The organism is Cryobacterium sp. TMT1-2-2, assembly GCF_004403505.1.
GTDB lineage: Bacteria > Actinomycetota > Actinomycetes > Actinomycetales > Microbacteriaceae > Cryobacterium > Cryobacterium flavum.
In genome coordinates, this window is the sequence record NZ_SOGS01000026.1 from 138,571 (window position 1) to 165,245 (window position 26,675).

Annotated in this window: 23 protein-coding genes; 17 read left to right on the plus strand and 6 right to left on the minus strand. The window is 65.7% G+C overall.

Translation table 11 applies throughout. The annotated features are described in order from the left end of the window. The first annotated feature begins 2 nt into the window (after positions 1-2). Together glmU and E3T35_RS17190 are read left to right on the plus strand one after the other, a co-directional pair. A complete protein-coding gene (gene glmU / locus E3T35_RS17185) occupies positions 3-1,463 on the plus strand; it encodes a bifunctional UDP-N-acetylglucosamine diphosphorylase/glucosamine-1-phosphate N-acetyltransferase GlmU (RefSeq protein WP_134380257.1) in 1,461 nt (486 codons plus the stop codon). Then, positions 1,464-2,441 (plus strand): ribose-phosphate diphosphokinase, encoded by a 978-nt coding sequence (locus E3T35_RS17190; RefSeq protein ID WP_092340644.1) that lies wholly within the window; start codon positions 1,464-1,466, stop codon positions 2,439-2,441. A 77-nt stretch (positions 2,442-2,518) separates the two neighbouring features. On the opposite strand, the gene E3T35_RS17195 is transcribed toward E3T35_RS17190, so the two are convergent. The 3 genes from E3T35_RS17195 to E3T35_RS17205 all read right to left on the minus strand — a co-directional run bounded on the left by E3T35_RS17195 (position 2,519) and on the right by E3T35_RS17205 (position 5,336). Continuing rightward, positions 2,519-2,884 carry a hypothetical protein gene (locus E3T35_RS17195; protein WP_134346361.1) on the minus strand — a complete coding sequence of 122 codons (366 nt, stop codon included), beginning with the start codon at positions 2,882-2,884 and terminating at the stop codon, positions 2,519-2,521. A 111-nt stretch (positions 2,885-2,995) separates the two neighbouring features. Continuing rightward, positions 2,996-4,399, minus strand: a complete 1,404-nt coding sequence (gndA, locus tag E3T35_RS17200; RefSeq protein ID WP_370449350.1) for an NADP-dependent phosphogluconate dehydrogenase — start codon at positions 4,397-4,399, stop codon at positions 2,996-2,998. A 154-nt stretch (positions 4,400-4,553) separates the two neighbouring features. After that, the gene (locus tag E3T35_RS17205) at positions 4,554-5,336 is read right to left on the minus strand and encodes a FadR/GntR family transcriptional regulator (RefSeq protein WP_134346359.1); all 783 of its coding nucleotides are present in this window, start codon (positions 5,334-5,336) and stop codon (positions 4,554-4,556) included. A gap of 138 nt (positions 5,337-5,474) precedes the next feature. Between E3T35_RS17205 and E3T35_RS17210 the strand changes: the two genes are divergently transcribed. From E3T35_RS17210 to mfd, 9 genes are all read left to right on the plus strand, one after another. Beyond that, positions 5,475-6,767 (plus strand): sugar ABC transporter substrate-binding protein, encoded by a 1,293-nt coding sequence (locus tag E3T35_RS17210; RefSeq protein ID WP_134346358.1) that lies wholly within the window; start codon positions 5,475-5,477, stop codon positions 6,765-6,767. Positions 6,768-6,862: 95 nt separating this feature from the next. Further along, positions 6,863-7,786, plus strand: coding sequence for a carbohydrate ABC transporter permease (locus tag E3T35_RS17215; protein WP_233197388.1), 924 nt, complete (start codon positions 6,863-6,865; stop codon positions 7,784-7,786). Continuing rightward, the gene (locus E3T35_RS17220; RefSeq protein ID WP_092340648.1) at positions 7,783-8,664 is read left to right on the plus strand and encodes a carbohydrate ABC transporter permease; all 882 of its coding nucleotides are present in this window, start codon (positions 7,783-7,785) and stop codon (positions 8,662-8,664) included. Before E3T35_RS17215 ends, E3T35_RS17220 begins: the two co-directional genes overlap by 4 nt. 2 nt (positions 8,665-8,666) lie before the next feature. Next, positions 8,667-9,200, plus strand: a complete 534-nt coding sequence (locus E3T35_RS17225) for a gluconokinase (protein WP_241988895.1) — start codon at positions 8,667-8,669, stop codon at positions 9,198-9,200. After that, a complete protein-coding gene (dgoD, locus tag E3T35_RS17230; protein WP_134380261.1) occupies positions 9,187-10,335 on the plus strand; it encodes a galactonate dehydratase in 1,149 nt (382 codons plus the stop codon). Before E3T35_RS17225 ends, dgoD begins: the two co-directional genes overlap by 14 nt. 54 nt (positions 10,336-10,389) lie before the next feature. Next, positions 10,390-11,619 (plus strand): D-mannonate dehydratase ManD, encoded by a 1,230-nt coding sequence (gene manD, locus E3T35_RS17235; RefSeq protein ID WP_134380263.1) that lies wholly within the window; start codon positions 10,390-10,392, stop codon positions 11,617-11,619. Positions 11,620-11,862: 243 nt separating this feature from the next. Then, the gene (locus E3T35_RS17240; RefSeq protein WP_134346355.1) at positions 11,863-12,477 is read left to right on the plus strand and encodes a 50S ribosomal protein L25/general stress protein Ctc; all 615 of its coding nucleotides are present in this window, start codon (positions 11,863-11,865) and stop codon (positions 12,475-12,477) included. A 56-nt stretch (positions 12,478-12,533) separates the two neighbouring features. Continuing rightward, entirely contained in the window at positions 12,534-13,118 is a 585-nt protein-coding gene (gene pth / locus E3T35_RS17245) for an aminoacyl-tRNA hydrolase (protein WP_134380265.1), read from the plus strand. Positions 13,119-13,136: 18 nt separating this feature from the next. Continuing rightward, positions 13,137-16,766, plus strand: coding sequence for a transcription-repair coupling factor (gene mfd / locus E3T35_RS17250; RefSeq protein ID WP_134380267.1), 3,630 nt, complete (start codon positions 13,137-13,139; stop codon positions 16,764-16,766). A gap of 312 nt (positions 16,767-17,078) precedes the next feature. Here mfd and nhaA read toward each other — a convergent pair whose 3' ends face one another. Next, the gene (gene nhaA, locus E3T35_RS17255) at positions 17,079-18,446 is read right to left on the minus strand and encodes a Na+/H+ antiporter NhaA (protein ID WP_134380269.1); all 1,368 of its coding nucleotides are present in this window, start codon (positions 18,444-18,446) and stop codon (positions 17,079-17,081) included. Between the two features lie 147 nt (positions 18,447-18,593). On the opposite strand from nhaA, the gene E3T35_RS17260 reads away from it, so the two are divergent. After that, on the plus strand, positions 18,594-19,346 hold the full coding sequence (locus tag E3T35_RS17260; protein ID WP_134380271.1) for a MazG family protein: 753 nt from the start codon (positions 18,594-18,596) through the stop codon (positions 19,344-19,346). Between the two features lie 3 nt (positions 19,347-19,349). Here the strand turns inward: E3T35_RS17260 and E3T35_RS17265 are convergent, their stop codons facing one another. Further along, positions 19,350-20,432: an ABC transporter permease gene (locus E3T35_RS17265; protein ID WP_174776433.1), complete on the minus strand. Its 1,083-nt coding sequence runs from the start codon at positions 20,430-20,432 to the stop codon at positions 19,350-19,352. Then, complete coding sequence (locus tag E3T35_RS17270; protein WP_174776432.1) at positions 20,429-21,436, minus strand: ABC transporter ATP-binding protein; 1,008 nt, start codon at positions 21,434-21,436, stop codon at positions 20,429-20,431. Before E3T35_RS17270 ends, E3T35_RS17265 begins: the two co-directional genes overlap by 4 nt. 95 nt (positions 21,437-21,531) lie before the next feature. Here E3T35_RS17270 and hisS point away from each other — a divergent pair, with 95 nt between their 5' ends. The 5 genes from hisS (at position 21,532) to E3T35_RS17295 (ending at position 26,658) form a co-directional block, all read left to right on the plus strand. Continuing rightward, entirely contained in the window at positions 21,532-22,785 is a 1,254-nt protein-coding gene (gene hisS, locus E3T35_RS17275; RefSeq protein WP_134380273.1) for a histidine--tRNA ligase, read from the plus strand. A gap of 116 nt (positions 22,786-22,901) precedes the next feature. Further along, on the plus strand, positions 22,902-24,182 hold the full coding sequence (eno, locus tag E3T35_RS17280) for a phosphopyruvate hydratase (protein ID WP_104130191.1): 1,281 nt from the start codon (positions 22,902-22,904) through the stop codon (positions 24,180-24,182). 120 nt (positions 24,183-24,302) lie between these two features. Continuing rightward, on the plus strand, positions 24,303-24,806 hold the full coding sequence (locus E3T35_RS17285) for a septum formation initiator family protein (RefSeq protein WP_241987839.1): 504 nt from the start codon (positions 24,303-24,305) through the stop codon (positions 24,804-24,806). Continuing rightward, complete coding sequence (locus tag E3T35_RS17290; RefSeq protein WP_134380275.1) at positions 24,803-25,345, plus strand: DUF501 domain-containing protein; 543 nt, start codon at positions 24,803-24,805, stop codon at positions 25,343-25,345. Before E3T35_RS17285 ends, E3T35_RS17290 begins: the two co-directional genes overlap by 4 nt. Continuing rightward, positions 25,342-26,658, plus strand: coding sequence for a S8 family serine peptidase (locus E3T35_RS17295; RefSeq protein WP_241987838.1), 1,317 nt, complete (start codon positions 25,342-25,344; stop codon positions 26,656-26,658). The genes E3T35_RS17290 and E3T35_RS17295 overlap by 4 nt, the downstream gene beginning before the upstream one ends. Positions 26,659-26,675 lie beyond the last annotated feature (17 nt).

Genomic DNA, 26,675 nt, shown 5'->3' on the forward strand with positions numbered 1-26,675 from the left:
TCGTGACAGACGCCCGCCTCGCCATTGTTGTTCTGGCCGCCGGCCAGGGTACCCGCATGAAGTCCAGCCTGCCCAAGCTGCTGCATCCGCTCGCCGGCGTACCGATCGTCAGCCACGTGCTCGCGACCGCGCGGGCGCTCGACGCCGCCCACGTAGTGACCGTCGTGCGGCACGAACGCGACCTGCTGGCCGCCGTCGTGGCCGAAGACCTGCCGGAGAGCACGATCGTCGACCAAGACGAGATTCCCGGCACCGGCCGCGCCGTCGAGCAGGCGGTCGCCGCGCTGCCGGCCGATTTCGACGGTGACGTGCTCGTGATCAACGGCGACGTCCCGTTGCTGAACGCCGCAACGCTCGCCTCCTTCATCGCCTCGCACCGCCAGGGCAACGCGGCGGGAACCGTGCTGTCCGCCTATCCGGACGATGCGACCGGCTATGGCCGCATCATCCGCTCGGTGGAGGGTGCGTTCGACCGCATCGTCGAGCAGAAGGATGCGACGGATGCCGAACTGGCCGTCACCGAGATCAACGCCGGCGTCTACCTGTTCGGCCTGGCCGCGCTGCGCGAGCAGCTCGCCCAGCTCACCACCGCCAACGCCCAGGGTGAGAAATACCTCACCGATGTGATCGAACTGTTGCGCCGGGCCGGCTCCGAGGTGAGCGCTGTTCCGGTCGCGGATGCCTGGATCGTCGCCGGAATCAACGATCGCGCCCAGCTGGGCGACACAGCCCAGAAACTCAACGCCCTCATCGTGCGCGGCTGGCAGCTGGCCGGAGTGACCGTGCAGGACCCGGCCACCACCTGGATCGACCTCAAAGCCGTGCTCGCGGCCGACGTCACCCTGCTGCCCGGCACCCAGATCATCGGCGCCACCGTGGTCGCAACCGGTGCCATCGTCGGCCCGGACACCACCCTGCGCGACTGCGAGATCGGCGAGAATGCCCGGGTTAATCGCACCGACGCGACCCTCGCGGTGATCGAGGCGGGGGCATCCGTCGGCCCGTTCTCCTACCTGCGCCCCAATACCGTGCTCGGTGCCGACGGCAAGATCGGCGCCTTCGTCGAGACCAAGAACGCGCAGATCGGTGCCGGCAGCAAGGTGCCGCACCTGAGCTACGTGGGCGACGCCACCGTCGGCGAGGGGTCGAATATCGGTGCCGGAACAATCTTCGCCAACTATGACGGCGTGGCCAAACACCACTCGGCGATCGGGTCGCACGTGCGCACCGGGTCGCACAACGTGTTCGTCGCGCCGATTACAATTGGTGACGGGGCGTACACGGGAGCAGGCACGGTCGTTCGCAAGAGCGTTCCGGCCGGCGCACTGGCCATCAACGTGGCCCCGCAACGCAACATGGACGGCTGGGTTCACGCCAACCGTCCGGGCACAGCCGCGGCTCACGCCGCGACCGCCAGCCTGAGCAACACAGAACGCGCGGACAGCACGAAGACTGGAGAATAGGTGTCGGAAATCAAGACCAGCGGCGACAAACGACTAGTACTGGTTTCGGGGCGAGCGCACCCGCAGCTCGCTCTCGACATCGCCACGGAGCTTGGTTCTGAGCTGCTCCACACCGACGCACGCACCTTCGCCAACGGCGAGCTGTATGCCAGGTTCGACGAGAGCGTGCGCGGCTCGGATGCCTTCGTCATCCAGTCCCACACCGCTCCGATTAATGAATGGCTGATGGAACAGCTCATCATGGTCGACGCGCTCAAGCGGGCCTCTGCCAAGCGCATCACCGTGGTCGCTCCGTTCTACCCCTATGCCCGGCAGGACAAGAAGGGTCGCGGACGCGAGCCGATCTCGGCCCGCCTCGTCGCCGACCTGTTCAAGGTCGCCGGCGCCGATCGCATCATGTCGATCGACCTGCACGCCGCCCAGATCCAGGGTTTCTTCGACGGTCCCGTCGACCACCTCTTCGCGATGCCGGTTCTGCTCGAGCACTTCCGCGAGAAGCTCGACCCGGCCACCCTCACCGTGGTCTCGCCCGACATGGGTCGCGTGCGCGTCGCCGACATCTGGAGCGACCGCCTCGGTGTGCCGCTCGCCATCATCCACAAGCGCCGCGACCCACTCGTGCCCAACCGGGTCTCCGTGCACGAGATCGTCGGCCAGGTCAGCGGCCGCGTCTGCCTGCTCGTTGACGACATGATCGACACCGGACGCACGATCGCCCTGGCCGCCGAGGCACTGCGCGAGGCCGGCGCCATCGGCGTCGTCGTCGCCGCCACGCACGCCGTGTTCAGCGACCCGGCCGTTGACATGCTGCAGAACCCGGCCATCAGCGCCGTCGTCGTCACCGACACGCTGCCGATCCCGCCGGAGAAGCGCTTCCCGACGCTCACAGTGCTGCCGATCGCTCCGTTGTTGGCCCGCGCCATCCACGAGGTCTTCGACGAGGGTTCGGTCACCTCGATGTTCGACGGCGCCGCGTAGGTTTAGGCGCTGCCGAGGTGTGAGTTCGAGCCTGATTTTCGTGATTTTCGGGTCAAAACTCACACCTCGTTAGAGAATTATGTGCGCGTGGCCGGGGCGAGCTGGTGCGGCGCGGAGGGAATGATGCCGAGCGGCGTCACGAAGGTCTCGCGCTCGTTCACGTCGATCGCGTAGCACTGCCAGCCGAACCCGCCGGGCCCGGCGAACTCGAATCGCGCGTCGAAGTCCACGGCTGAGGGATAGTACTGGGCCACCGCGGTCACACAGGCGTTGCTGGCGGTGTCGGAGGCGACGCGCATGGTTGTGAGCACGCCCGGCACGACCAGGGCGATCAGCCCGAGCACCACGACGACGCGCAAAATGGCCGTGAAGTGCTTGCCGCGCAGGGGGCGGTAGTCGTCGTTCGGCTCGTAGCCGGAGAGCTCGGGGTGATTGTCAGTCATGGGTACCCCCATTCTCCCAGACCTGGGTGTGAAGCGACCCGGTTACACGAAGCGGCCGGCGGCATCCGTTCTCTACGCGTGAGAAGTGGATGCCGCCGGCCGACACGGCCGCTAGTGCGTCGACGCCTCGGTGGCGATCTCGGTGCGGTCGCCGGACCACAGGGTGTGGAAGGTGCCGGGCATGTCGACGCGGTGGTAGGTGTGCGCACCGAAGAAGTCGCGCTGGCCCTGCACCAGGGCGGCCGGCAGGCGTTCGCTTGCGAGCGAGTCGAAGTAGCTCAGGCTCGAGCCGAAGCCGGGAACCGGGATGCCCGACAGCGCGGCGGTGGATACGACGCGGCGCCAAGCGGCCTCGCCGGCGGCGATGGCGTCGGCGAAGTACTGGTCAACGAGCAGACTCGGGATGGACGGGTCGTTGTTGTAGGCATCCACGATGCGATTGAGGAACTGGGCGCGAATGATGCAGCCGCCGCGCCAGATGGTGGCGATGGCGCCCTTGTCGATGCTCCAGTTGTACTTGGCCGCACCGGCGATGATCGCGTCGAAACCCTGGGCGTAGGCAATGATCTTCGAGGCGTAGAGCGCCTGGCGGACGTCTTCCTGGAAGGTGTGGCCGACGACGGCGACTTCGGGGCGGGCGGTGATGGTGGCCCGCACCGGTTCGCGCTGCTCCGGGTGGGCCGAAACGGCGCGGGCGAAGACGGCCTCGGCGATGCCGCCGACGGGAACGCCGAGGTCGAGCGCGTTCTGTACGGTCCAGACGCCGGTTCCCTTGGAGCCGGCCTCGTCGAGCACGACGTCGATGAAGGGTTCGCCGGTCTTCGCGTCGACCTGGCGCAGAATCTCCGCGGTGATTTCGATCAGGTAGCTATTGAGCTCCCCGCCGTTCCAGTCGGTGAAGATATCGGCGATGGCCTCGGGGGAGTGCCCGCCGACCTTGCGCAGCAGGTCGTAGGCTTCCGCGATGAGCTGCATGTCGGCGTATTCGATGCCGTTGTGGATCATCTTGACGAAGTGACCGGCACCGTCGGTGCCGATGTGGGTGACGCAGGGCACACCGTCGACGACGGCGGCAATGGACTCAAGGATGGGGCCGAGAGTTTTGTAGGCCTCCACCGAGCCGCCGGGCATGATGCTCGGGCCGTTGAGGGCGCCCTCTTCGCCACCGGAGATGCCGGCGCCGACGAAGTTGATGCCCTTGGCGCTCTGCTCCTTTTCGCGACGAATGGTGTCGGTGAATTCGGCGTTGCCGCCGTCGACGATGATGTCGCCGGGTTCGAACAGCTCAGAGAGCTGGGAGATGACGGCGTCGGTGCCGCGGCCGGCCTGCACCATGACGATGGCGGTGCGCGGCTTCGTCAGCGAGGCGACGAAATCGGCGATGTCCTCGGAGGCGACGAAGTTCGCCTCCGGGTGCTCGGTCGTGAGCAGGCGGGTGCGTTCGGGGGAGCGGTTGTAGACCGCGACGGTGTTCCCCTCGCGGCCGGCGAGGTTGCGGGCGAGATTCGAGCCCATCACCGCCAGACCCACGACACCAATGTTTGCCTGTGCTGAACCGGACTCTGACACGTTTTCTCCTTTGGGGCTGTACTGAACAGACCACCCACGAGTTTAGCGCACAGGCCTGAATGGTCCCGCAATCGGGGGACAGCATTGCGCAATGCTGGTCCTATTTCGTGGGCTTGCCGTCCCAGATGGAACTCATCTCGTTGAAGGCGCGTTCCATGATGCCGAGCATGGCTTCGTGGGCTGCCTCCGGGTTGCCGCGCTGAATCGCGCTGGCCACATCGACGTGCAGTTGCAGTGCTTCGTTGTGCGGATGCCGCGGCATCAGTCCGTAGTTCGTGCGCCCGGTCAGCACCTCGGCCACCAGGGTGTTGAGTTTGGCGAACATTTCGTTGCCCGAACTGGCCAGCACAAGACGGTGAAACTCGATGTCGAGCACGAGGAAGGCCTCGGGATCGTCGGCCTGGCCGGCGGCCCACAGCTTGCCGGCCAGCCCCATTAGCTCGCTGGCATCCGCCAGGGGAGCGCGGATGGCGGCGAGCCGGGCGGCCTGCGGTTCAATGGCGGTGCGCAGCTCGGTCAGGGAACGCAATTGGGCGATGCGGGCCGGCGACGCGAGCCTCCAGCGGATGACCTGTGGGTCATACAGGTTCCACTCGGAGGCTGGCAGAATCTGCACGCCGACGCGACGGCGAGAAGCGAGCATACCCATGGAGGCGAGCACGCGGATGGCTTCGCGCACCACCGATCGGGAGACACCGTATCGTTCCTCGAGCTCTTCGATGCGGAAGACCGACTTGCTGGCAAGTTCACCGGCGCAGATGGCCAGGCCCAGCAGATCGACGACGCGCGCGTGCAGGCTGGTCGAGGGGGTTCCGTCGTCAAGGTTCTGGGGCAAGTCGACGAGCGGGTCGGCGCCCGGCCCGGTCGTCAGATTGTGCGTCATGCGGTTGATCATATCGTTCCGGCAATAAACTTGAATAAGTATGCTTTATTCGGTAACGTTTTCTCTCGAGACAGATGTAAAGATGCATTCTGTTGGGAACCGTGGCTCAAAGCGCCGGTTCTTTCGAATGGAGACACAGTGAAGCGTCATTCAGTTGTTCGCGTTGCGGCCATCGTCGCAGCGACATTCTTCGCGGCGGGCACACTTACCGCGTGCAGTGCCGGTGCCGGTGATGACGGGGGCTCGAAGACTCTTCGAGTGACCCTCGCCAACCACGTGTGGACCGACACGATCAAGAGCAAACTGCCCGAGTTCGAGGCAGCCACCGGCCTCACCGTCGAGCTCAGCCAGTACGGCGAAGACCAGCTCTCCGATCAGTACAACGTGAAGCTCAATGCGGGCACCGATGAGATCGACGTCATGATGTATCGCCCGCTCCAAGAAGGCAAGCTGTTCGCGAAGAACGGCTATCTGGCCGACCTGACTGACAACGTCGAGTCGAACGCCGACTGGAACTGGAGCGACTTCCAGTCCGGGCCGGTCGAGTCGACCACCTACGACGGCAACGTCGTTGGCGTGCCGATCATCACCGAGCAGGAAGTGCTCTACTACCGCAAGGACCTCCTCGCCAAGGCCGGACTCGAGGTGCCGACCACGATGGACGAGCTCGAAGCCGCGGCCAAGGCAATCAAGGAACAAAACCCCGGCGTGGCCGGCTTCGTCGCCCGTACCGGCAAGTCCGCCGCCGTCACCCAGTTCTCCAGCTTCCTCTACAGCTTCGGCGGTGACTTCATCGACGAAGACGGCAACTCAGCTATCGCCAGCCCTGAGGCCAAGGAAGCCTACGCGTTCTACGGCGGACTGATCCGCGACTACGGTCCGGAGAATGTCAGCACCGACATGAGCTGGCCTGAGGCCATGGCCATCTTCACCCAGGGCCAGGCCGGACTGTACACCGAGGCCGACAGCCTCTACAAGAACGCGACCGACCCCGAGACCTCCAAGGTCTCCGACACCGTCGGCTTCGCACCGATGCCGGCCGGTCCTGGCGGATCGGCCGCCTACAACGTGCCGTCCTGGGCACTCGGCGTCAACGCTGAATCGGCCTACACGGATGAAGCCTGGTCGTTTATCGAATGGGCCACCAGCGCGGACCTGACCCTGGAGGTGCAGCAGGACGGCGTTCCCGGTGCGCGCCAGTCGGTCTGGGAAGACCCGGAGGGCACGTCGACTTACCCGGCCGACCTCGCCGCCGCGATCGCCACGAGCACCAAGAACGGTGTCGGTCATGACCGCCCCCTCGTCATCAAGGTGCCCGAAGCACGCGAGATCGTAGGAGACCCCATCGTCATCGCCATCACCGGCGGCGACTCCGACGCAGCAGCGGATGCCGCGAGCGAGGCGTTCCAGGGAATCCTCGACGACGAATAACCCGCACCACTGAGGCGGGGCGGATGCCCGAACGCGGTCGTCCGCCCCGCCACCCCCTTCTTTCTGAACGTGCAATACCAAGTGTGAGGTGAACGATGACCACAATGGTCACCACCAAGCCCTCAATGTGGAAGAACTATTCCACCTGGGCAAACCGTCATCGCAAGTGGCTCTTCGCCTCCCCAGCGATGATCTTCGTCGGGCTGCTCATCGCGGTGCCGCTGGGCTGGACGCTGTACCTCAGCGTGACGGACTCCGAGGGCTCGGTGCGCGCAGCATCCAACCTGGTCGGATTCAGCAACTACGTCGAGGTGCTCACCGACACGGATCGCTTCTGGCCCGCCGTGATGCGCACGTTCGTCTTCACCGGCGGAGCGCTGGCCATTGAGCTTGTCCTCGGCATGTGCATCGCCCTGCTGCTCTGGCGCCCGTTCCGCGGCGAGAAATGGGTTCGCGTCGCGATCCTGCTGCCCCTGGTCGCCACCCCGGTCGCCGTCGGCATGATGTGGCGCCTCATCTTCGACCCGAACATCGGCTTCGCCAACCAGGTGCTCAGCTGGATCGGTATTCCGGCCCAGCCCTGGCTGTCCGGCCAGTACACCGCCCTGCCGACGCTCATGTTCGTCGATATCTGGCAGTGGACACCGATGGTCGTACTGATGCTGCTCGCCGGCCTCACCTCACTCTCCGACGAACCCGACGAAGCTGCGCGCATTGACGGCGCCAACGCCTGGCAGCGATTCTGGTTCGTCACTCTGCCACTCCTGCGGGCCACCGTCATCGTGACCATCGTGCTGCGCGGAATCGACGCCCTCAAGACCTTCGACATCCTCTATGCCACCAAGGGCAAGGGCGGCGGGTCATTCCACGAAGTCGAGACGCTGAACATCTATGCCTTCGGCCTGAGCTTCGACTACAACGACTACGGGATCGCGTCCACCGTGCTGATCCTGTTCTTCCTGCTCATCATCGCGATCATGTGGGTACTCACCTACCGCAGAAAGGCGAACCGGTCATGACAACGACCCTGCCAGCCCGTCCTGTCACCCAGACTCCGCGCCCGGTCGCGATTGCACCGCGGCGCCGCAAACCGCGAGCGTACAAAATCTTTCGGGTCGTCGCCCTCACCCTCACGGTGCTGCTGTTCGTCGCTCCGCTGGTCTGGATGTTCGTCGCGTCACTCAAGACCAATGTCGACATCTACGACGCCAGCAAGACCCTGTTCTTCACGCCGACGCTCGACAACTACGACAACGTGCTCAGCCGCAATAACTATTTCGGATTCATCTTCAATAGTTTCTGGGTGGCGCTGTTGTCCACCGTCTTCTCCCTGCTCATCGGAGTTCCGGCCGCCTACGCGATGAGTCGTTTCGCAATGCACCGCTCCGCGCTGGTCGTCCTCATGGCACGCATCATTCCGGGCGTCAGCCTGCTCGTGCCGTGGTACTTCATCTTCGCCAACATGCGCATGGTCGGCGGCTTCGGCGTGCTGATTCTCTCGCACATGTTCGTCGCCCTGCCGCTCATCGTGTACATCATGATCAGCTACTTCGACTCGACTCCGCTCGAACTGGAGGAGCAGGCGCAGGTGGACGGCCTCACCCACATCGGCGCGTTCCTACGGATCACCCTGCCGCTGTCGGTTCCGGGACTCGCGACAGCCGGCATCCTCTCCTTTATCTTTTCGTGGAACAATTTCATGTTCGCGCTGGTGCTCTCCGGCGCGAATACCAAGACCCTGCCGGTGGCGATCTTCAACTTCGTCTCGTATGCCAGCATCGACTGGGGAAGCCTGATGGCGGCAGCCGTCGTGGTCACCGTTCCGATCATGGTCATCGCGCTGTTCACCCAGAAGTACATCGTGTCCGGCCTCACCGCCGGTGCGACCAAGGGCTGAGGGTGGGCCTCCCGCCGATCGTCGTCATGGGGGTGCAGGGCTCTGGCAAATCGACCATCGGTGAATTTCTGGCCGAGCGCCTCGGCGCCCGGTTCCTCGACGGCGATACCCTGCACCCCGTCGCGAACAAGGCCACCATGGCCGCCGGAAACGCGCTGCAGGATGAACACCGGCTGCCGTGGCTGCATGAGGTGGGGCGCTGCCTGGCCGGGGACTACCCGAACGGCATCGTCATCGCCTGCTCGGCCCTCAAACGCAGTTACCGCGACCTGCTGCGCGATCACGCCGTTGACCTGTTCGTGGTTGATCCGGAAGGGTCGATCGACCTGATCGCAGCCCGGCTACGCGCACGCACCCACGAATTCATGCCTCCCGCGCTGCTGCAATCGCAGTTCGACACGCTCGAGGTACGCACAGACGATGAACGCGGCGTAACCGTGGACATCGTCGAACCGCCCGGCACCATCGTCGAACGGATCCTTGCGGCTCTCGCCGCCGAAACAGAAAGCGGTGAGGCTGCCCGTGTCACACATTGAACGAGTGGAAACTTTTCTCGTGGCACCCCGTTGGCTATTCGTGCGGCTTGAAACCAGCGATGGCGTCGTCGGCTGGGGCGAAGCCAGCCTGGAAGGGCATTCGGATGCCGTGCGCGCGGTCGTCGAACAGTTCGCGGAATATCTCATCGGCGCCGACCCCGACCGCATTGAAGACCACTGGCAGGTATTGACCAAGAGCGGTTTCTACCGCGGTGGACCGGTGTTCGGCAGCGCTGTCTCCGGCATCGACCAGGCTCTGTGGGACCTCAAGGGCAAGTCGCTCGGGGTACCGGTCTACCAGCTGCTCGGCGGCGCGGTGCGCGATCGCATCCGCATGTACGGCTGGGTCGGCGGCGACGACCCGAGCGGCATCGCCGACGCGATCGCGGCGCAGATGGCCGTGGGGCTGACCGCCGTCAAGATGAACGCCTCCGGCATCATGAGCCGAGTCGGCACGGTCGCTGAAATCGACGGTGTGCTCGAACGGGTCGCCGCAGCGCGGGCCGTGCTCGGCCCCGACCGTGATGTGGCCGTGGACTTTCACGGTCGGTTCACGCTCGCCAATACCCGCCGGATCGCCCCGTTGCTCGAACCCCTGCGGCCGTTCTTCATTGAAGAACCGGTCGTGCCGGAGAATTCCCACCTGATTGGTCAGCTGGCCCAGGCCACCTCGATTCCGATCGCGACCGGGGAGCGGCTCTACACCCGGCAGGATTTTCTGCCTGTGTTCGAGGCTGGCATCGCCGTGGCGCAGCCCGACCTCTCCCATGCCGGCGGAATCTCCGAAGTACGCCGCATCGCGGCGATGGCCGAGGTGTACGACGTACAGCTGGCCCCGCACTGCCCGCTTGGCCCGATCGCGCTCGCCGCCTGCCTGCAGGTGGGCTTCGCCACTCCCAACTACCTGATTCAGGAGCAGAGCATCGGCATCCATTACAACCAGGGCGCCGAAGTTCTCGATTACGTGCTCGACAAGGAGCCATTGAAATTCGTCAACGGAAACATTGAACTGTTGACCGGCCCCGGTCTCGGCATCGAGATTGACGAGGCCGCAGTACGGGCCGCCGACTCGCGCGGGCACACGTGGCGGTCGCCGATCTGGCGGCACGCGGACGGCGCACTGGCGGAGTGGTGACGGCCATCACCCTGCCGAGCCCCCTTCTGATGACACGCACGACCAAGGAGAACCATGAAGATCGACAGAGCAGAAGTCATCGTCACCAGCCCGGATCGCAATTTCGTGACCCTGCGCCTCACCACCGACGACGGGCTCGTCGGGCTCGGTGACGCCACCTTGAACGGCCGCGAACTGGCCGTGGTGGCCTACCTGCAGGAGCATGTCGTGCCGCTGTTGCTCGGCGCCGACGCCCACCGCATCGAAGACACCTGGCAGTTTCTCTATCGCAGCGCCTACTGGCGCCGGGGCCCGGTCACCATGGCCGCGATTGCCGCCGTTGACGTGGCGCTCTGGGATCTCAAAGCGCAGGCCGCCGGGATGCCGCTGTACCAGCTGCTCGGGGGAGCCAGCCGGGACAAAATTCTCGCCTACGGTCACGCATCGGGGCGCGACCTGCCCGAACTGTTCGATTCCATCCGCAAGCACCAGGCGCTCGGCTACCGGGCCATCCGGGTGCAGACTGCCATCCCCGGCCTGAAAGCCATCTACGGCGTTGCCGCGCAAACCCAGACCAGCGGCAAACGCTACGACTACGAACCGGCCCAGCGTGCGGCCAGGCCTGCGGAGGAAGACTGGGACACCCGCGCCTACCTGCGGCACCTGCCGACCGTGTTCGAGGGGGTTCGCGGCGAGTTCGGCGCCGAACTGCCCCTGCTGCACGACGGTCATCACCGGATGACGCCGATCCAGGCCGCGAGACTCGGTAAGTCGCTTGAACCGTACGATCTGTTCTGGCTCGAAGACTGCACCCCGGCCGAAAACCAGGATGCCCTGCGGCTGGTGCGCTCGCATACCACCACCCCGCTCGCGATCGGTGAGGTCTTCAACACGGTCTGGGACTACCAAACCCTGATCAAGGACCAGCTCATCGACTACGTGCGGTCGGCGGTCACCCACACCGGTGGTATTTCGCCCCTGAAGAAGATTCTCGACTACGCCGCCCAGTACCAGATCAAGTCCGGCATTCACGGCCCGACCGACATCTCCCCGGTGGGCATGGCGGCGGCGCTGCACCTCGACCTGGCCATTCACAACTTTGGAATCCAGGAGTACATGCAACACGGCGACGCCACCAACAGCGTTTTCGAACAGTCCTTCAGCTTTTCCGACGGCTACCTGCACCCCGGTAACAAGCCCGGCCTGGGCGTTCAACTGAACGTGGACGAGGCCGGCAAATACCCGTACCAGACGGCGTACCTGCCCTTCAATCGTCTGGCCGACGGCACCGTTCACGACTGGTAAGGCAAGCCGACGACACGCCCGGGCTGCAGGGGTGGCTCGAACTGTGTAGGATTGAAACGAACTTCGGCGAGGGATAGTGTCGTGCCTGCATTCTGGGCCGGCGGCATCCGTTATCGACGCGGCGGACGAGGCCTTGGGCTTTTCCTCACGCTGACATGCGTTCGAGTTGAATCAGTACCCCTCTTTTTCGGGCTTCGGCCCGTGAACCACGATCTGGGCTTAGGCCCCGCAAGGAGAAATACCATGGCTAGAGAAGTTACCGCCGTCGAGGCAGACCTCCGCACGAACTTCGGCAAGGGTGCGGCCCGCAAGCTGCGCGTACTCGGCAAGATCCCGGCCGTCATCTACGGCCACGGCACCGATCCGGTGCACGTGTCGCTGCCCGCCCACCGCATCGCCCTGCTGCTGCGTCGCGCCAACATGCTCCTCGAGCTCGACATTGAAGGCGCCAAGCAGCTCGTGCTGGTCAAGGACGTGCAGAAGGACCCGGTGAAGGCCATCATCGAGCACATCGACCTCGTCGTCGTGCGCAAGGGTGAAAAGGTTCAGGTTGAAGTTCAGGTGCACATGTCCGGCGAGTCCTTCGCCGGCACGATCGCCGACTTCGACACCAAGACCCTGTTGCTCGAGGTTGAAGCCACCGACATCCCCGAGAACGTCACCGTGTCGATCGAAGGCCTCGAAGACGGCGCCCAGATTCACGCCAAGGACGTTCCGCTGCCCACCGGCGCCGTGCTCATCTCCGATGAAGACGCTCTCGTCGCGTACATCCACACCCCGCGTGGCGAAGACGAAGAAGAGGCCGAGACCGAGGTCATCACGGCCGGCACCCCGGCCGCTACGCCTCCCGCCGCGTAGCACTTATCATCAACTGGTTCCGTCTGGGCTTTCGCCCGCTTACACGGAGGAATCCCCTGGATACGAACCTGTGGCTCGTAGTCGGGCTCGGCAACCCCGGGCCCGACTACGCCGGAAATCGGCACAACGTCGGCCAGATGGTGACGGCGCAGCTCGCCGATCGTCTCACGTCGAACTTCAAGCGTCACAAAACGGCCGCCCTCGTCGCCGAGGGACGCCTCTCACCGGGTGGCCCCAAACTGGTGCTGGCCAAGCCCACCACGTTCATGAACGTCTCCGGCAGCCCGGTCGCCGCCCTGCTGCGCTTCTATTCGCTGCCCGTCTCCCGGCTCATCGTCGTGCACGACGACCTGGACCTGCCCTTTGACAAGCTCAAGATCAAGGTCGGCGGGGGTCACGGCGGTCACAACGGCCTGCGCGACATCATCGCCGCCACCGGAACCAACGAATTCATTCGCATTCGCATGGGCATCGGTCGCCCGCCCGGTCGCCAGAACCCGGCCGATTTCGTGCTGCACGACTTTGTCGCTGCCGAGCGCAGCATTCTGCCCAACCTCATAGCGGATGCCGCCGACGCGGTCGAACTGATCGCCTCCGACGGCGTCGTGGCCGCGCAGCAGAAGTTTCACTCGCCCTCCTAGGCTGCGTAGACTCGTTCAGTGATCCTTCAGGGCTTAATCGCAGTGCTCGCGCGCGCCTCCACGTTCGATAACGCCCTCGCCTATGCCAGCCGGGACGCTGATTTCTCTCTAACCGAGGGCCTGCGTGCCCCGTTGCTGGCCGCGCTGCTCGACCTGCGCCGGGACGATGCCCAGGCCCTGTTCGTCATCACCGCGACCGGCCGCGAATCCGAGGCGCTGCGCGAGAACCTCGGCTGCTTCGCCACGAGCGCTGAAATCATTGACTTTCCGGCCTGGGAAACCCTGCCGCACGAACGGCTCAGTCCGAGCGCCGAGATCGTCGGCAAGCGCCTGCACGCGCTCCGCCGCATGCGCGAGTGGCAGGCGCAAGACGCGAGCGAGCGGTATCCGCTTATCGTCGTCGCCTCGGTGCGGGCCGCGTTGCAGCCGGTCGCCGACAACCTCACCGACTACGAACCGATCGAGCTCACGGTCGGCGGGCGCGGGCACGACCTCGCGGCGATCGTGCTGCAACTGGTCAACGTTGCCTACGCCCGGGTCGACATGGTCACCCGGCGTGGCGAGTTCGCTGTGCGCGGCGGCATCCTCGACGTATTCCCGCCGGTCGCCTCGCACCCGTACCGGGTGGAGTTCTTCGGCGACGAGGTCGAGCAGATTCGCCTGTTCAGTGTTGCCGACCAGCGTTCACTGCCCGAGCCGGTCGAGTCGGTCAGCCTGCCGCCGAGCCGGGAACTGCTGCTGAGCCCCGCTGTGCGGCAGCGTGCCCGTGAAATGCAGCACGAGTTTCCGAGCCTGGCCGGACTGCTGGCCAAGATCGCCGAGGGAATCCCGGTCGAGGGCATGGAAAGCCTCGCTCCCGCCCTGGTCGACCGGCTGGTGCCGGTCACCCACTACCTGCCGACCAACGCCGCCGTCGCCGTGATCTCGCCGGAACGGGTCGCGAGCCGGGCCATCAGCCTCGCCGAAACCAACCGCGAATTCCTCGGTGCAGCGTGGAGCGCCGCCACGGCCGGTGCCGACGCCCCGATCGACCTCGAATCCGGTGATTTTCTCACCCTCGGGCGCCTGCGCGACAGCGTGAAGTACTCGGCGCCGGGGGCGCCCGCCACCGGTCACAGCTGGTGGACCCTGAGCACTTTTCAGGCAGCGCCGACCGATGCGCCCGTCTTGCCCGAACACCTTGAGATGGACGAACTGCTCACCATTCGCATCGAAGCGGATGCCGTCCCTACCTTCGCCGGCAGCGTCGACGGCGCCGTCGGGCACGTGGCAAGCCGGCTGCACGACGGTTGGGTCGTCGGCATCGTCGCCCAGGGCACCGGCCTCGTGGAACGAGCCGCGCAGGTGCTCGCGGAGCGTGAACTGCCGGTGCGCGTCGTGGACGTGTGGCCGCTGGAGCCGGAACCGGGTATCGCCTACCTGCTGAAAGCATCCGTCGATCACGGTTTCGAACTGCCGCAGAGCAAGCTCGCGCTGATCAGCGAGAGCGAGTTCTACGGTCGCACGGTCGGATATGACGCGCGTCAGATCAAGAAGCTCGCCAGTCGCCGCAAGAATGTCGTCGACCCGCTGCAGCTGGTGGCTGGCGACCACGTGGTGCACCAGACGCACGGTATCGGCCGTTTTCTCGAACTGACCCAACGTGAGGTGTCCAGTGGTGGCCGCAACCCGGTCAAGACCACTCGGGAATACCTCGTGCTGGAATACGCGCCATCGAAGCGCGGGCACGCCGGCGACCGGCTCTATGTGCCGACCGACCAACTCGACTTGGTCACGCGCTACGTCGGCGGTGAAGCGCCGACCCTGAGCAAAATGGGCGGCAGCGACTGGTCCAGTGCCAAGACCAAGGCACGTAAGGCGGTGCGGGACATCGCCGTCGAACTCGTCAAGCTCTATTCGGCGCGCATGGCCAGCAAGGGGCACGCGTTCGGGCCGGACACCCCGTGGCAGCGCGAGCTCGAAGAAGCCTTTCCGTTCGTGGAGACGCCCGACCAGCTCACCACGATCGACGAGGTCAAGGCCGATATGGAACGGCCTATCCCGATGGACCGACTGCTCAGCGGCGACGTCGGTTTCGGCAAGACCGAGGTTGCTATTCGCGCAGCGTTCAAGGCCGTGCAGGACGGCAAGCAGGTGGCCATGCTCGTGCCGACCACCCTGCTGGTCAGCCAGCACATGGAAACCTTCAAGGAACGCTTCGCCGGATTCCCCATTCACCTGCGGGCCCTGTCGCGGTTTCAGACCGACAAGGAGTCGCGCGAGACGATCGCCGGCATGCTCGACGGCACCGTCGACGTCGTCATCGGAACGCACCGGCTGCTGTCGCCGTCGATCATATTCAAAGACCTCGGCCTGGTCATCATCGACGAGGAGCAGCGCTTCGGCGTCGAGCACAAGGACGCCCTGAAGAAGCTCAAGACCAACGTTGACATTCTTGCGATGAGCGCGACGCCCATCCCGCGGTCCCTGGAAATGGCGGTCACCGGCATCCGCGAGATGTCGACCCTGGCGACTCCGCCCGAAGACCGGCACCCCATTTTGACGTTTGTGGGGCCGTATTCGCAGCGGCAGGTGGCCGCGGCCATCCGTCGTGAGCTGCTGCGCGAGGGCCAGATCTTCTTCGTGCACAACCGGGTGACCAGCATCAACCGCATCGCCGCGCAGATTGCCGAACTCGTGCCGGAGGCACGCATCGCGGTGGCACACGGACAGCTGCCAGAGGCACAGCTCGAACAGGTGGTCGGTGACTTCTGGGAGCGCAAGTTCGACATCCTGGTCTGCACCACGATCATTGAGACCGGCCTCGACATCAACAACGCCAACACCATCATCATCGACCGCGCCGACAAGTTCGGGCTGAGCCAGCTGCACCAGCTGCGCGGTCGGGTCGGTCGCGGGCGCGAACGGGCCTACGCCTACTTTCTCTACGACGAGAACAAGCCACTGTCGGAGACCGCGCACGACCGGCTCGCCACCATTGCGGCAAACAACGAGCTCGGCGCCGGCATGCAGGTGGCCTTGAAAGACCTCGAGATTCGCGGTGCCGGCAATCTGCTTGGCGGGGAGCAGGCCGGCCACATCGCGGGGGTCGGCTTCGACCTGTACCTGCGCATGATCGGTGAGGCCGTGTCGACGTTCCGCGGCGATGTGGCCGAGGGGCAGACCGAGCTGCGGCTGGAGCTGCCGGTGGACGCGCATATTCCGCACGACTTCGTCGACAGTGAGCGGTTGCGCCTCGAGGCCTATCAGAAGCTTTCCAGCGCAAGCTCGCCCACCGCGACCGACGACCAGATCGACCTCGTGCTCGACGAACTCACCGACCGATATGGTGAGCCGCCCGTGCCGGTGCAGAACCTCGTGGCCGTGTCCCGGCTGCGCTGGCAGGCCCAGCAGGCCAACCTCAGCGAGGTCGTCGCCATGGGGTCGAACCTGCGTGTGGCACCGGCCGACCTGGCCGACTCGATCCAGGTGCGATTACAGCGGATGTATCCCGGCTCGCGTTACGTGTCGGCCACGGGGGCGCTCAGCGTGCCGATGCCGCGGCCGAACGGCGAGCCGCTCGATGACAACGCCCTGATCGAGTGGACGAAGACGCTGCTCGCCGCGATCTTTCCGCCGCCCGTGCCGGCAGTTGCGGGGCCGGCCTGACTTCAGGGGCTTCTCCGCGGTGCGCGGGTGTTGCGCCGGTGCGCGCGAGGCACACCTCCCACGCACTGGCGCAGGTCCAGCGCCTCGCGTGGCGCGGCAGTTCTGGCCAGACCGGAACTCCCGCGCACTGGCGCAGGTCCCGCGCAGCGTGCTCGGTCGGACCCGTATCAGTGCCGGATCTCCCGCGCACTGGCGTACCTCCGGCGCACTGCGACACGGCCGAACGGATGCCCGCTACCGGAACCCCCGCGCACTGGCGCAGGTCCCGCGCGGCCGACTCGAGTGGTGCTCGGCAACGGAACGTGTCGGGCGCTATCGGGCTTCTTCCGACTGGTAGACATCCGGAATGCCATCGTTGTCGCTGTCGATGGCTTCCTTCTCGGCGATCCGCCCGTAGTGGCGGTTACGCGAACGCAGGATAGCCGTGGACAGCAAGGCGGCCAGGAGCGAACCGACCAGAATGGCGACCTTGGCGTGGTCGTCGTGCGGGCTGCCCTGGCCGAAGGCCAGTTCGCTGATCAGTAGGGAGACGGTGAAACCGACGCCGGCCAGCAGGGAGACGCCGATGACGTCGATCCAGGCCAGGTCGGGGTCGAGCGTGGCCTTGGTGGTTTTGGTGACGATGAAAGTTGCCAGCAGCACACCGATCGGCTTGCCGACGACGAGAGCGACGACGATGCCGATCGCAACCGGGTCGGTGATCGCCTGATACAGGCCGGCTGCGCCGCCAAGGGTGACGCCGGCCGAGAAGAAGGCGAATACGGGAATCGCGAATCCGCTGGAGAGCGGGCGAATGCGATGTTCCAAAGTTTCGGCCAGGCCGGGCCCGGCGTCGGGCCCACCGCCACGCTTGCTGCGCAGTACCGGCACGGCGAAGCCCAGCAGCACCCCGGCTACGGTCGCGTGCACGCCGGAACCGTGCACGAGCGCCCAGACGATGAAACCGAGAGGCAGAAGCAGCGTCCACGCCGCCCAAGCCCGCGTTCCGAAGAAGTAGGAGAACTTGTGGGTCAACACCCAGAACAGGGCCAGCGGCACGATCGCGAGCAGCAGCAGCGGAACATTCATGTCGGTCGTGTAGAAGAAGGCGATGATCGCGATGGCGAGCAGGTCGTCGACCACGGCGAGGGTCAGCAGAAAGATGCGCAGGGCCGGCGGGAGCTTTGAGCCGATCACGGCGAGCACGGCGAGAGCGAAGGCGATGTCGGTCGCGGTAGGGATCGCCCAGCCGCGCAGCGTCTCAGCTCCGGTTTCGAGGTTGATCAGCACGTAGATGACCGCGGGGATGATTACTCCACCCACGGCGGCGGCCACCGGCACGATGGCGCGGTTGACGCTGCGCAAGTCACCCGCAACGAATTCGCGTTTGAGCTCGAGCCCGGCGAGGAAGAAGAAGATCGCGAGGAATCCGTCAGCCGCCCAGGCGCCGAGGCTCAGCTCGAGGTGCCACGGTGCGTAGCCGATCTTGTAGTCGCGAAAGGCATAGTAGGCGTCGGAGAATCCGGAGTTGGCCATGATGAGCGCGGCCACGGTGGCGGCGAGCAGAATGGCTCCGCCGACGGTTTCTTCGCGCAGGATACCGGAGATGCGCACAAACTCGTTGTGGCTGCCGCGGCGCAGAATGATCGCGGTTGACGGTGCAGATTTCGGGGGCGTGGGCAGATTGGATGGTTCGGTCATAAGAATTCCTCTGGTGTTTCGAGCGCGCACAAGCAACTGCCGACCAGACTTCCCGGCTCACCGTGCACCAGAATACACGACGTACCTGAGCGACCCTCTGGCAGCAGGCCCGCCTACGATTGAAACGACGATCCAGGAGTGCTGACCATGACGAACCCGCTGTTTTCCTCCGCCCCCGCACCGAAGCACGAGGTGCCGACGAGCTCGCTCGACACGCTCATCGCGACCGTCGCGCGGCTGCGCGCTCCCGGCGGATGCCCGTGGGACGCCGACCAGACGCACGCCTCGCTCGTGCGCCACCTGGTCGAGGAGACCCATGAACTGATCGAGGCGATCGAGGTCGGCAGTCGTGACGATCTGCTCGAAGAACTCGGTGATGTGCTCTACCAGGTGCTCTTTCACGCCGACCTGGCCGCGCACACGCCCGAGGAGGACTTCGATATTCAGGCAGTCGCTGCCCGGCTGACCGAGAAGATGGTCGGGCGGCACCCGCACGTGTTCGGTGATGTCACGCTGGAGACGGCGGAGGAGGTCTCGGCCGCCTGGGACCGTTTCAAGGCCGAGGAGAAGCCGGGGCGCACGAGTGTGCTCGACGGTATTCCGACCGGCATGCCGGCGCTGGCGCTCGCCGACAAGGTGCTCGGTCGGGCCGAGAAGATCGGCCTGCTCGATGCTGACGAGGGCTTCCCTCTTCCGATCGAGTCCGAGGCCGACCTCGGGCCGCTGCTGTTGGCCATTGTGGCGTCGGCTCGCTCTCAGGGCCTCGACGCGGAGCGTGCCCTGCGCGCCGCCGTGCGCGATCTGCAGGTGGAGATCCGCGGAGCGGAAGCCCCCACAGCTTCAGGCAACGCGGTCGATGACGACGCCTTCGACGCCGGAATCATCGCCTTCCCTTCCTGACATCTAGGCGATACGACTTCCGGTGGGGAGGTGCGTCGCGGGGGTGCGAGTGCGACGCCAAGCCCAGGTCAGGGCGCCCGCGCCGAGCAGCAGATGAATGGTGAGGCCGATGAACCAGCTCGGCACCGCGCCGTCGTAGGTCTCCTGTGCGGTCGGTCCCTGCCCGTAGGCCTGGACGGAGCCGTTGGCAGCCTCGTCGCATCCGTTGTACTCGGTATACAACTCCGGCGCGGTCTGGGCTCCGCGAACGCCGACGGCGATCTGCCCGAACAGGTCGGTCGGGGAGCCGTTCTCATCGAAGCTGCCGGGCGCGGCATCCGCTACGACAACGTAGGGGTTCGCCGCGAGAATCCACCAGTAGTAGTCGAACCGCGGCACCGGGTAGGTCGAGGTCTGCGCGGTGGAGCAGACGATGTCGGACTGCTTGCCGGTTTGCTCGTCGTAGGTCGACGACACCACCTGGTAGTTCACACTCGTCGCGTCCTGCTGCGTGGCGGTACCGAGCAGCGCGAAGGCGATAAGCGTGCCGAGGCTGAGTGCCGCGACCACGAGATAGGTCAGCACGATCGAGAACAGCGGCCGGGTCAGGATGCCCGACAGCCCAACGCCGACCGCAGCGATGACCCCGAGCTCGGCGGCGAGCACGAGTACGGAGACGCTGATCGTGCCGAGGGAGACCTCGCCGAGAACGACCGCGAAGATGAGAAACGGTAGTGTCGCCGCGAGAAAGGCGAGCGCTGTGATCCAGGCGGCCAGAAACTTGCCGAGCACGAGCTGCCCCGTGCTGATCAGCGTGACCTGCGTGGTGGCGAGGGTGCCGGCATCCCGATCGCCGTTGATCGCATTGCCAGACAGCGCCGGCGAGACCAACGTGCCGAGCAGCAGCACGAAGAAGATGATGGTCGAGAACACGCCGCCACCGCCGGACAGCCAGGCGGAGGTGGCCAGCCAGAGCAGAAAAGTGACGATCCCCACGAGCAGCATGAAGATGCCGAGCAGTACGTACCAGGAGACGCCGCGCACCCGTTGGCGCAGTTCCAGGGTGACGATCAGCCAGAGTCCGGTCAGGAACACGCGCTTGTTCATGGGGTTACCTCCGGGTTGACGACGATCGAACTGTGTCGTGCCGGTCTCTCCCGGGTGAGGTCGAGAAAGGTGTGTTCGAGGTTGCCGACGGCCGGGCCGAAATCGCAGACCGGAACCCCGCTCAGCACGAGGTTGTGCAGCAGGGCCGCGGCCGAGGCTTCGTTCTCGACCTGCACGAGGGTTCCGAGCTGGTCAACGCCGAGAACCTGCACGAGCGCACCGACCACACCGGGGGTTGCCAGCGCACGTTCCAAGGCTGCTTCATCGAGTGAGCGGATGCGCCAGGCCCTGGCGCTCGCGCCGGCCGCGGCCACCTGCTCCGGGCTCGCTGTGCGGCCGTCGGACAGGTACACCGCGGCATCCGCCATCTCGTCGAGCTCGGCGAGAACGTGACTGGACACGAGGATGGCGGCGCCCTCACCGGCCAAGCGTCTCAGCAGCTGGCGCAGCGCGGCGCGGGCTGCCGGGTCGAGGCCGGAGGCCGGCTCGTCGAGCAGCAGTACGCCGGGGGAGTGCACGAGCGCCCTGGCCAGGCTCAGTCGTTGCTTCTGGCCCCGCGACAACACCCGCGAGGGTCGGTCGGCGAAGTCCGTGAGGTCGGTCAGAAGGATCAACTCGTCGGCGCGCACGGCGGCCTGCTCGCGGGTCATGCGGTACATGCGCCCGGTGGTCTGCAGGGCCGCGCGGGCGGAGAGGCTCGGCCAGGAGCCGAGGGTGTCTGGCATCCAGCCCATCAGGGCGCGCACGCGCTCCGGTTCGGTGACCGGGTCGTGACCGTTGATGCGAATGCTGCCCGCATCGGGTGTGAGCAGCGTGGCGAGCATGAGCAGCAGCGTGGTCTTGCCCGAGCCGTTCGGCCCGATCAGTGCCGTGACCGACCCGGCCGGTACCGTGAGGGTCGCATCGAGCAGCGCGAACACGCTGCCGAATGCCCGGCTCACCCCGGTCACCGCGATGCCGCTCGGCACGATCCCCTCCGAGCCGAAAATCGTCGTCGCTGACATAGCCACCACCCCCAGTTGTTTCCCCCGAGTCTAGGGGGGCTCCCGTTCGGGGCTGGGCGGTGAAACGCATCGACGGCACCTGAGAGAATTGCCCCATGGCTATTGCAGTGACCCCACCGCGCGGTATGCGCGATTTTCTCCCCGCCGACAAGGCCGTGCGTGAGCGTTCGCTCGGCATTATCCGCGACAGTTTTCGTGCTCACGGTTTCGATGAGATCGAAACTCCGGTCATGGAAGACGCCGCCCGCCTGCACTCGGGCCTGGGCGGCGACAACGAGAAGATCGCTTTCGCGGTGCTCAAGCGCGGTCTCAGCCCAGCGGATGTTGCCGCCGCGGCCGAGCAAAACGACCTCGCGTCCCTGGCCGACCTCGGCCTGCGCTTCGACCTGACGGTTCCGCTCGCCCGGTTCTATGCCACCCACCGTGCCGCGCTGCCCACCGTGTTCCGGTCGATTCAGATCGCTCCGGTCTGGCGAGCCGAACGCCCGCAAAAGGGGCGTTACCGCCAGTTCATGCAGTGCGACATCGACATCATCGGCGAAGCCGGCCAGCTCGCCGAGATCGAATTGATCACCGCGACGGCCGCAACGCTGGAAAAGCTCGGCCTCACCGGCTTCTGCATTCGAATCAATGACCGGCGCATCCTCTCCGCGCTGCTCGCCCACTGGAAAGTCGCGGCCGAGCTGACCGAGCGGGCGCTGATCGTGATCGACAAGCTCGACAAGATCGGTGTCGACGGCGTCTCCGCCGAACTGCAAGCCCTCGGCATCGACGCGCCCGACCTGGCCACGCTGCTCACCGAGCTCGGTACCGGCGGCTGGGCCCTCGGGGCAGGTGCGCCGGACTGGCTCGACCCGGCGGCCTTCGCCGACCTCGAAGCCCTTCGCGCTGCACTCCCCGGCGTCGACCTCGAGTTCGACCCCACCCTGGTGCGCGGCATGGGCTACTACACCGGCACCATCTTCGAAATCTCACACCCGTCGCTTGGCTATTCCCTCGGCGGTGGCGGCCGGTACGACGGCATGATCGGTCGGTTCCTCGGCACCGACGTGCCAGCTTGCGGGTTCTCGATCGGCTTTGAACGCATCGTCGACCTGCTGCAAGCGGATGCCGCATCCGCTCTTCACGCGGTTGTGTTGGTGCACGAGAAGGACGCCGACCCGGTGAGTCTGGTCGCCCTCAAGCGCGACCTCGTTGCCGCAGGGCTGCGGGTGCGGCTGGAACGCCGCACCAAGAACCTCAAGGCCCTGCTCGATCGGGCCGGCGAGGCCGGCTACGGACGCTTCGCGTTTGTGACCGCTGACACCGTGACCAGCGACGATCTCGACTTCAAACCGCTCGGCGTCTGAGCGGACCGGCCGGCCCCTGCAGTTCAGCGGATCGGCTGACGGGTTTGGTTAGACTGAATCCGCGACACATCCGAGCGTCCACCCAGACGTTCACCCCGACAAATCAGGAGACAGTTGTGGCCCTAATTGAGGCAGTAGACGCACGCGAAATTCTCGACTCTCGTGGCAACCCGACCATCGAGGTCGAAGTTCTGCTCGGCGACGGAACAGTCAGCCGTGCTGCCGTGCCGTCCGGAGCGTCCACCGGCGTGTTCGAGGCCTACGAGCTGCGCGACGGCGACAAGGCCCGCTACCAGGGCAAGGGCGTGCTCAAAGCCGTCGAAGCCGTCATCGACGACCTCGGCCCCGCGGTCGAAGACATCGACGCGACCGACCAGCGCATTGTCGACCTCGTGCTTATCGAAGCCGACGGTACCGACAACAAGGAGCGTCTCGGCGCCAACGCCATCCTCGGCGTGAGCCTGGCCGTGGCCAAGGCCGCAGCGAGCTCGGCCGGGCTGCCGCTGTTCCGCTACCTCGGTGGCCCGAACGCGCACACCCTGCCCGTGCCGCTCATGAACATCATCAACGGCGGCTCGCACGCCGACAACGATGTCGACATCCAGGAATTCATGATCGTCCCGCTCGGAGCAGAGTCGTTCAGCGAGGCCCTGCGCTGGGGTGTTGAGACCTACCACTCGCTCAAGGCGCTGCTGCAGTCCAAGGGACTGTCCACCGGCCTCGGCGACGAGGGCGGCTTCGCTCCCAACCTGCCGAGCAACCGTGCTGCGCTCGACCTCATCGTCGAAGCCATCGAAAACGCCGGCTACGTTCCCGGCAAGGACATCGCCCTCGCGCTCGACGTGGCCGCGAGCGAGTTCTTCAAGGACGGCAGCTACAACTTCGAGGGCAAGAAGCTCTCGGCCGAAGAGATGAGCGCGTACTACGCCGAGCTTGTCACCGACTACCCGCTCGTCTCCCTCGAGGACCCGCTCGAAGAAGACGACTGGGACGGCTACGTGCACCTCACCGCATCGCTCGGCGACAAGGTGCAGATCGTCGGAGACGACCTGTTCGTCACCAACCCGGTGCGTCTGGCCAAGGGCCTTACGCTCAAGGCAGCGAACTCCATTCTGGTCAAGGTCAACCAGATCGGTACCCTGACCGAGACGATGGATGCCGTCTCCCTCGCCCAGCGCGCCGGTTACACGGCGATCATCTCGCACCGCTCTGGCGAGACCGAGGACACCTTCATCGCTGACCTCGCCGTCGCAACGGATGCCGGCCAGATCAAGACCGGTGCGCCGGCGCGCAGCGAGCGCGTCGCCAAGTACAACCAGCTGCTGCGCATCGAAGAAGAACTCGGCGAGGCCGCGGTCTACGCCGGTCGCACCGCGTTCCCCCGCTTCACCGCGTAACAGCGCCCCACAAGAAAGCACGGGAGCGGGCTCCCGACCACCGATTCGGCTGGTCGGGGGCCCACAGCTTTCACTTGGTACCATTTTCACCAGCACGTTCAGCCAGCGGAAGGAGTTGCCGTGGATCAGAAACGACCTGCCCAGAGCACGTCGGCAGCACGGCAACCCGCTGTTTCGGAAACCGAGACGCCCGCCGGCGGCTGGCTGCGCAGCATCCGCTTCTCCGGATTTTCCCTCGTGATGATGGTCGTACTGATTCTTGCCGTCGTGGTGCTCGCGCCGAGTCTGCGCACCTACGCCGAACAGCGGCAGCAAATCAGCCAGCTCAGTGCAGCTGTCGCCGACCAGAAAGCCGAGGTCGACCAGCTCACGAGCCAGCGGGAGCGCTGGAACGACCGCACCTATGTCACGACGCAGGCCCGAGAGCGGCTGTCGTACGTGCTGCCAGGAGACATCAGCTTTCTCGTCATCAACGATCTGCCGGTCGTCGCTCCGCTCGAAGCGGATACGAGCCCGGTCAGCACCAATATTCAAAGCACCACAATTGATTGGCTGGGTTCCTTGTTCGCCTCCACCATGACGGCCGGCCTCGCTCCGCAAGCACCCGCACCGGTGGTGCCATGACCCGGCCGCCGTTCGACCCGTTCACTGCGGCCGATATCGATCTCGTTTCGGCGCAGCTCGGTCGCCCGGCCCGAAACGTGATCGGCATCGCCGCTCGCTGTGTCTGCGGAGCGCCGACCGTGGTGGCCACGGCTCCCCGGCTGGCCGACGGCACCCCGTTTCCCACGCTGTACTACCTCTGCCATCCGGCCGCGACGGCGGCGATCTCTTCGCTCGAGGCCACCCAGGTCATGAACGAATACAACGACCTGCTCGCCGACGATGACGAGGTGCGGGCAGCTTACGAGCACGCTCACGAAAGCTTTCTGTTCGACCGCGACCAGCTCGGCACCGTGCCGGAAATCGCCGGGATCTCCTCCGGCGGCATGCCGAACCGGGTCAAGTGCCTGCACGCCCTCGCCGCGCACTCCCTGGCCGCCGGGCCCGGCGTGAACCCGATCGGCGACCTCGCGCTGGCGCGTGCGGCCTGGTCGCCCACGGTCTGTGTCTGCCTGGACTACACCGCGTTGGCCGCTGCTTCAGGGTCGGCTTCGGAGTGACCGCACGCTCTCGCCCTGTCACCACCGGTGTCGCGCTCGCCCTCGCCACAACGCTGTTCGCCGGCACTATCGCCGGCTCCGTCATGGTCGACGCGCCCGCAGCCCACGCGGACCAGATTCGTGACCTGCAGTACTGGCTGAACGACTACGGGTTCACCGAAGCCTGGAACACCACGCGGGGCGCTGGCGTCACCGTCGCCGTCATCGACTCCGGGGTCAACGGCAGCGTTCCCGAGCTGAACGGCGTCGTGACCGGGGGAACGGATGTTTCCGGCCTCGGTTCCGCAAATGGCCAGACGCCGGTCGCCGGCGACGACGATGACGGAGAGCACGGCACTCTGGTGGCCTCGCTGCTGGCCGGTCGCGGAACCGGTGACGGCGCGGGCCTCATCGGGGTGGCGCCGGAAGCATCCATTCTGGCGGTGTCGGTCGGGTTCGGAAGCACCCGTTCCGCGGTGAGTAACGATGACCAGATCGCGCAGGGCATCCGCTGGGCTGTCGACAACGGTGCTGATGTCATCAATATGTCGCTGACTCGCAACACGCTGTACTGGCCGGAAAGCTGGGACGACGCCTTTCTCTACGCGTTTGAGAACGATGTCGTCGTCGTTGCTGCGGCCGGCAACCGGGGGAGCGGTACCACCGAGGTCGGTGCTCCCGCGACTATTCCCGGTGTGCTCACTGTGGCCGGTGTTGACCGCAACAAGACGGCAAGTTTCGACGCGTCCTCGCAGGGAATCACCATCGCCATCGCCGCTCCGAGTGAGAAGTTGGTGGGTGTCATGCCGGACTCGTCGTACGTGCAGTGGGACGGAACCAGCGCGGCGGCGCCGATTGTGTCCGGGCTCGTTGCGCTGGTTCGAGCCGCGTATCCCAACCTTGACGCGGCGGGGGTCATGAACCGGGTGATCGCCACCGCGAACGCGAACGGGCAATCAGTGCCGAGCCCGATCTACGGCAATGGTCTGATCGATGCCGCGGCCGCGGTGACCCGATATGTCGCTCCGGCGACCGGGGCCACTCCGAGCGAGTTGCTGACGGAGTGGATCACCCTGCACCGTCGGGCCCAGATCGAGGTGGTTCCCACCGAGGAACCCGCCGCCGAGGCGCCCGCAGCCGTGGACGACGACCCGGCGCTACCGACCCAGAACGTGCTCACGGCCTGGCTTCCCAACCAACTGACATTGACCTATATCAGTCTGCCGCTCGCTGTACTCGTGGTGTTTGGTATCCTAGTAACGCTGTTGGGCATTGGGGCCACTCGGCAAATCAAGCGAATTCGGCGCAACCCCAAAGATTTCGCACAAACATAATCATGTAGGAGGCCTTC

Bases quoted from the DNA above. Each gene is read 5' to 3' on its own strand.
- E3T35_RS17290 (WP_134380275.1), top strand. From the start codon at position 24,803: ATGACCCGGCCGCCGTTCGACCCGTTCACTGCGGCCGATATCGATCTC.
- E3T35_RS17195 (WP_134346361.1), bottom strand. From the start codon at position 2,884: ATGACTGACAATCACCCCGAGCTCTCCGGCTACGAGCCGAACGACGAC.
- manD (WP_134380263.1), top strand. From the start codon at position 10,390: ATGAAGATCGACAGAGCAGAAGTCATCGTCACCAGCCCGGATCGCAAT.
- E3T35_RS17270 (WP_174776432.1), bottom strand. From the start codon at position 21,436: ATGTCAGCGACGACGATTTTCGGCTCGGAGGGGATCGTGCCGAGCGGC.
- hisS (WP_134380273.1), top strand. From the start codon at position 21,532: ATGGCTATTGCAGTGACCCCACCGCGCGGTATGCGCGATTTTCTCCCC.
- E3T35_RS17205 (WP_134346359.1), bottom strand. From the start codon at position 5,336: ATGACGCACAATCTGACGACCGGGCCGGGCGCCGACCCGCTCGTCGAC.
- E3T35_RS17215 (WP_233197388.1), top strand. From the start codon at position 6,863: ATGACCACAATGGTCACCACCAAGCCCTCAATGTGGAAGAACTATTCC.
- E3T35_RS17240 (WP_134346355.1), top strand. From the start codon at position 11,863: ATGGCTAGAGAAGTTACCGCCGTCGAGGCAGACCTCCGCACGAACTTC.
- nhaA (WP_134380269.1), bottom strand. From the start codon at position 18,446: ATGACCGAACCATCCAATCTGCCCACGCCCCCGAAATCTGCACCGTCA.
- gndA (WP_370449350.1), bottom strand. From the start codon at position 4,399: ATGGGCTCGAATCTCGCCCGCAACCTCGCCGGCCGCGAGGGGAACACC.
- E3T35_RS17265 (WP_174776433.1), bottom strand. From the start codon at position 20,432: ATGAACAAGCGCGTGTTCCTGACCGGACTCTGGCTGATCGTCACCCTG.
- E3T35_RS17260 (WP_134380271.1), top strand. From the start codon at position 18,594: ATGACGAACCCGCTGTTTTCCTCCGCCCCCGCACCGAAGCACGAGGTG.
- E3T35_RS17220 (WP_092340648.1), top strand. From the start codon at position 7,783: ATGACAACGACCCTGCCAGCCCGTCCTGTCACCCAGACTCCGCGCCCG.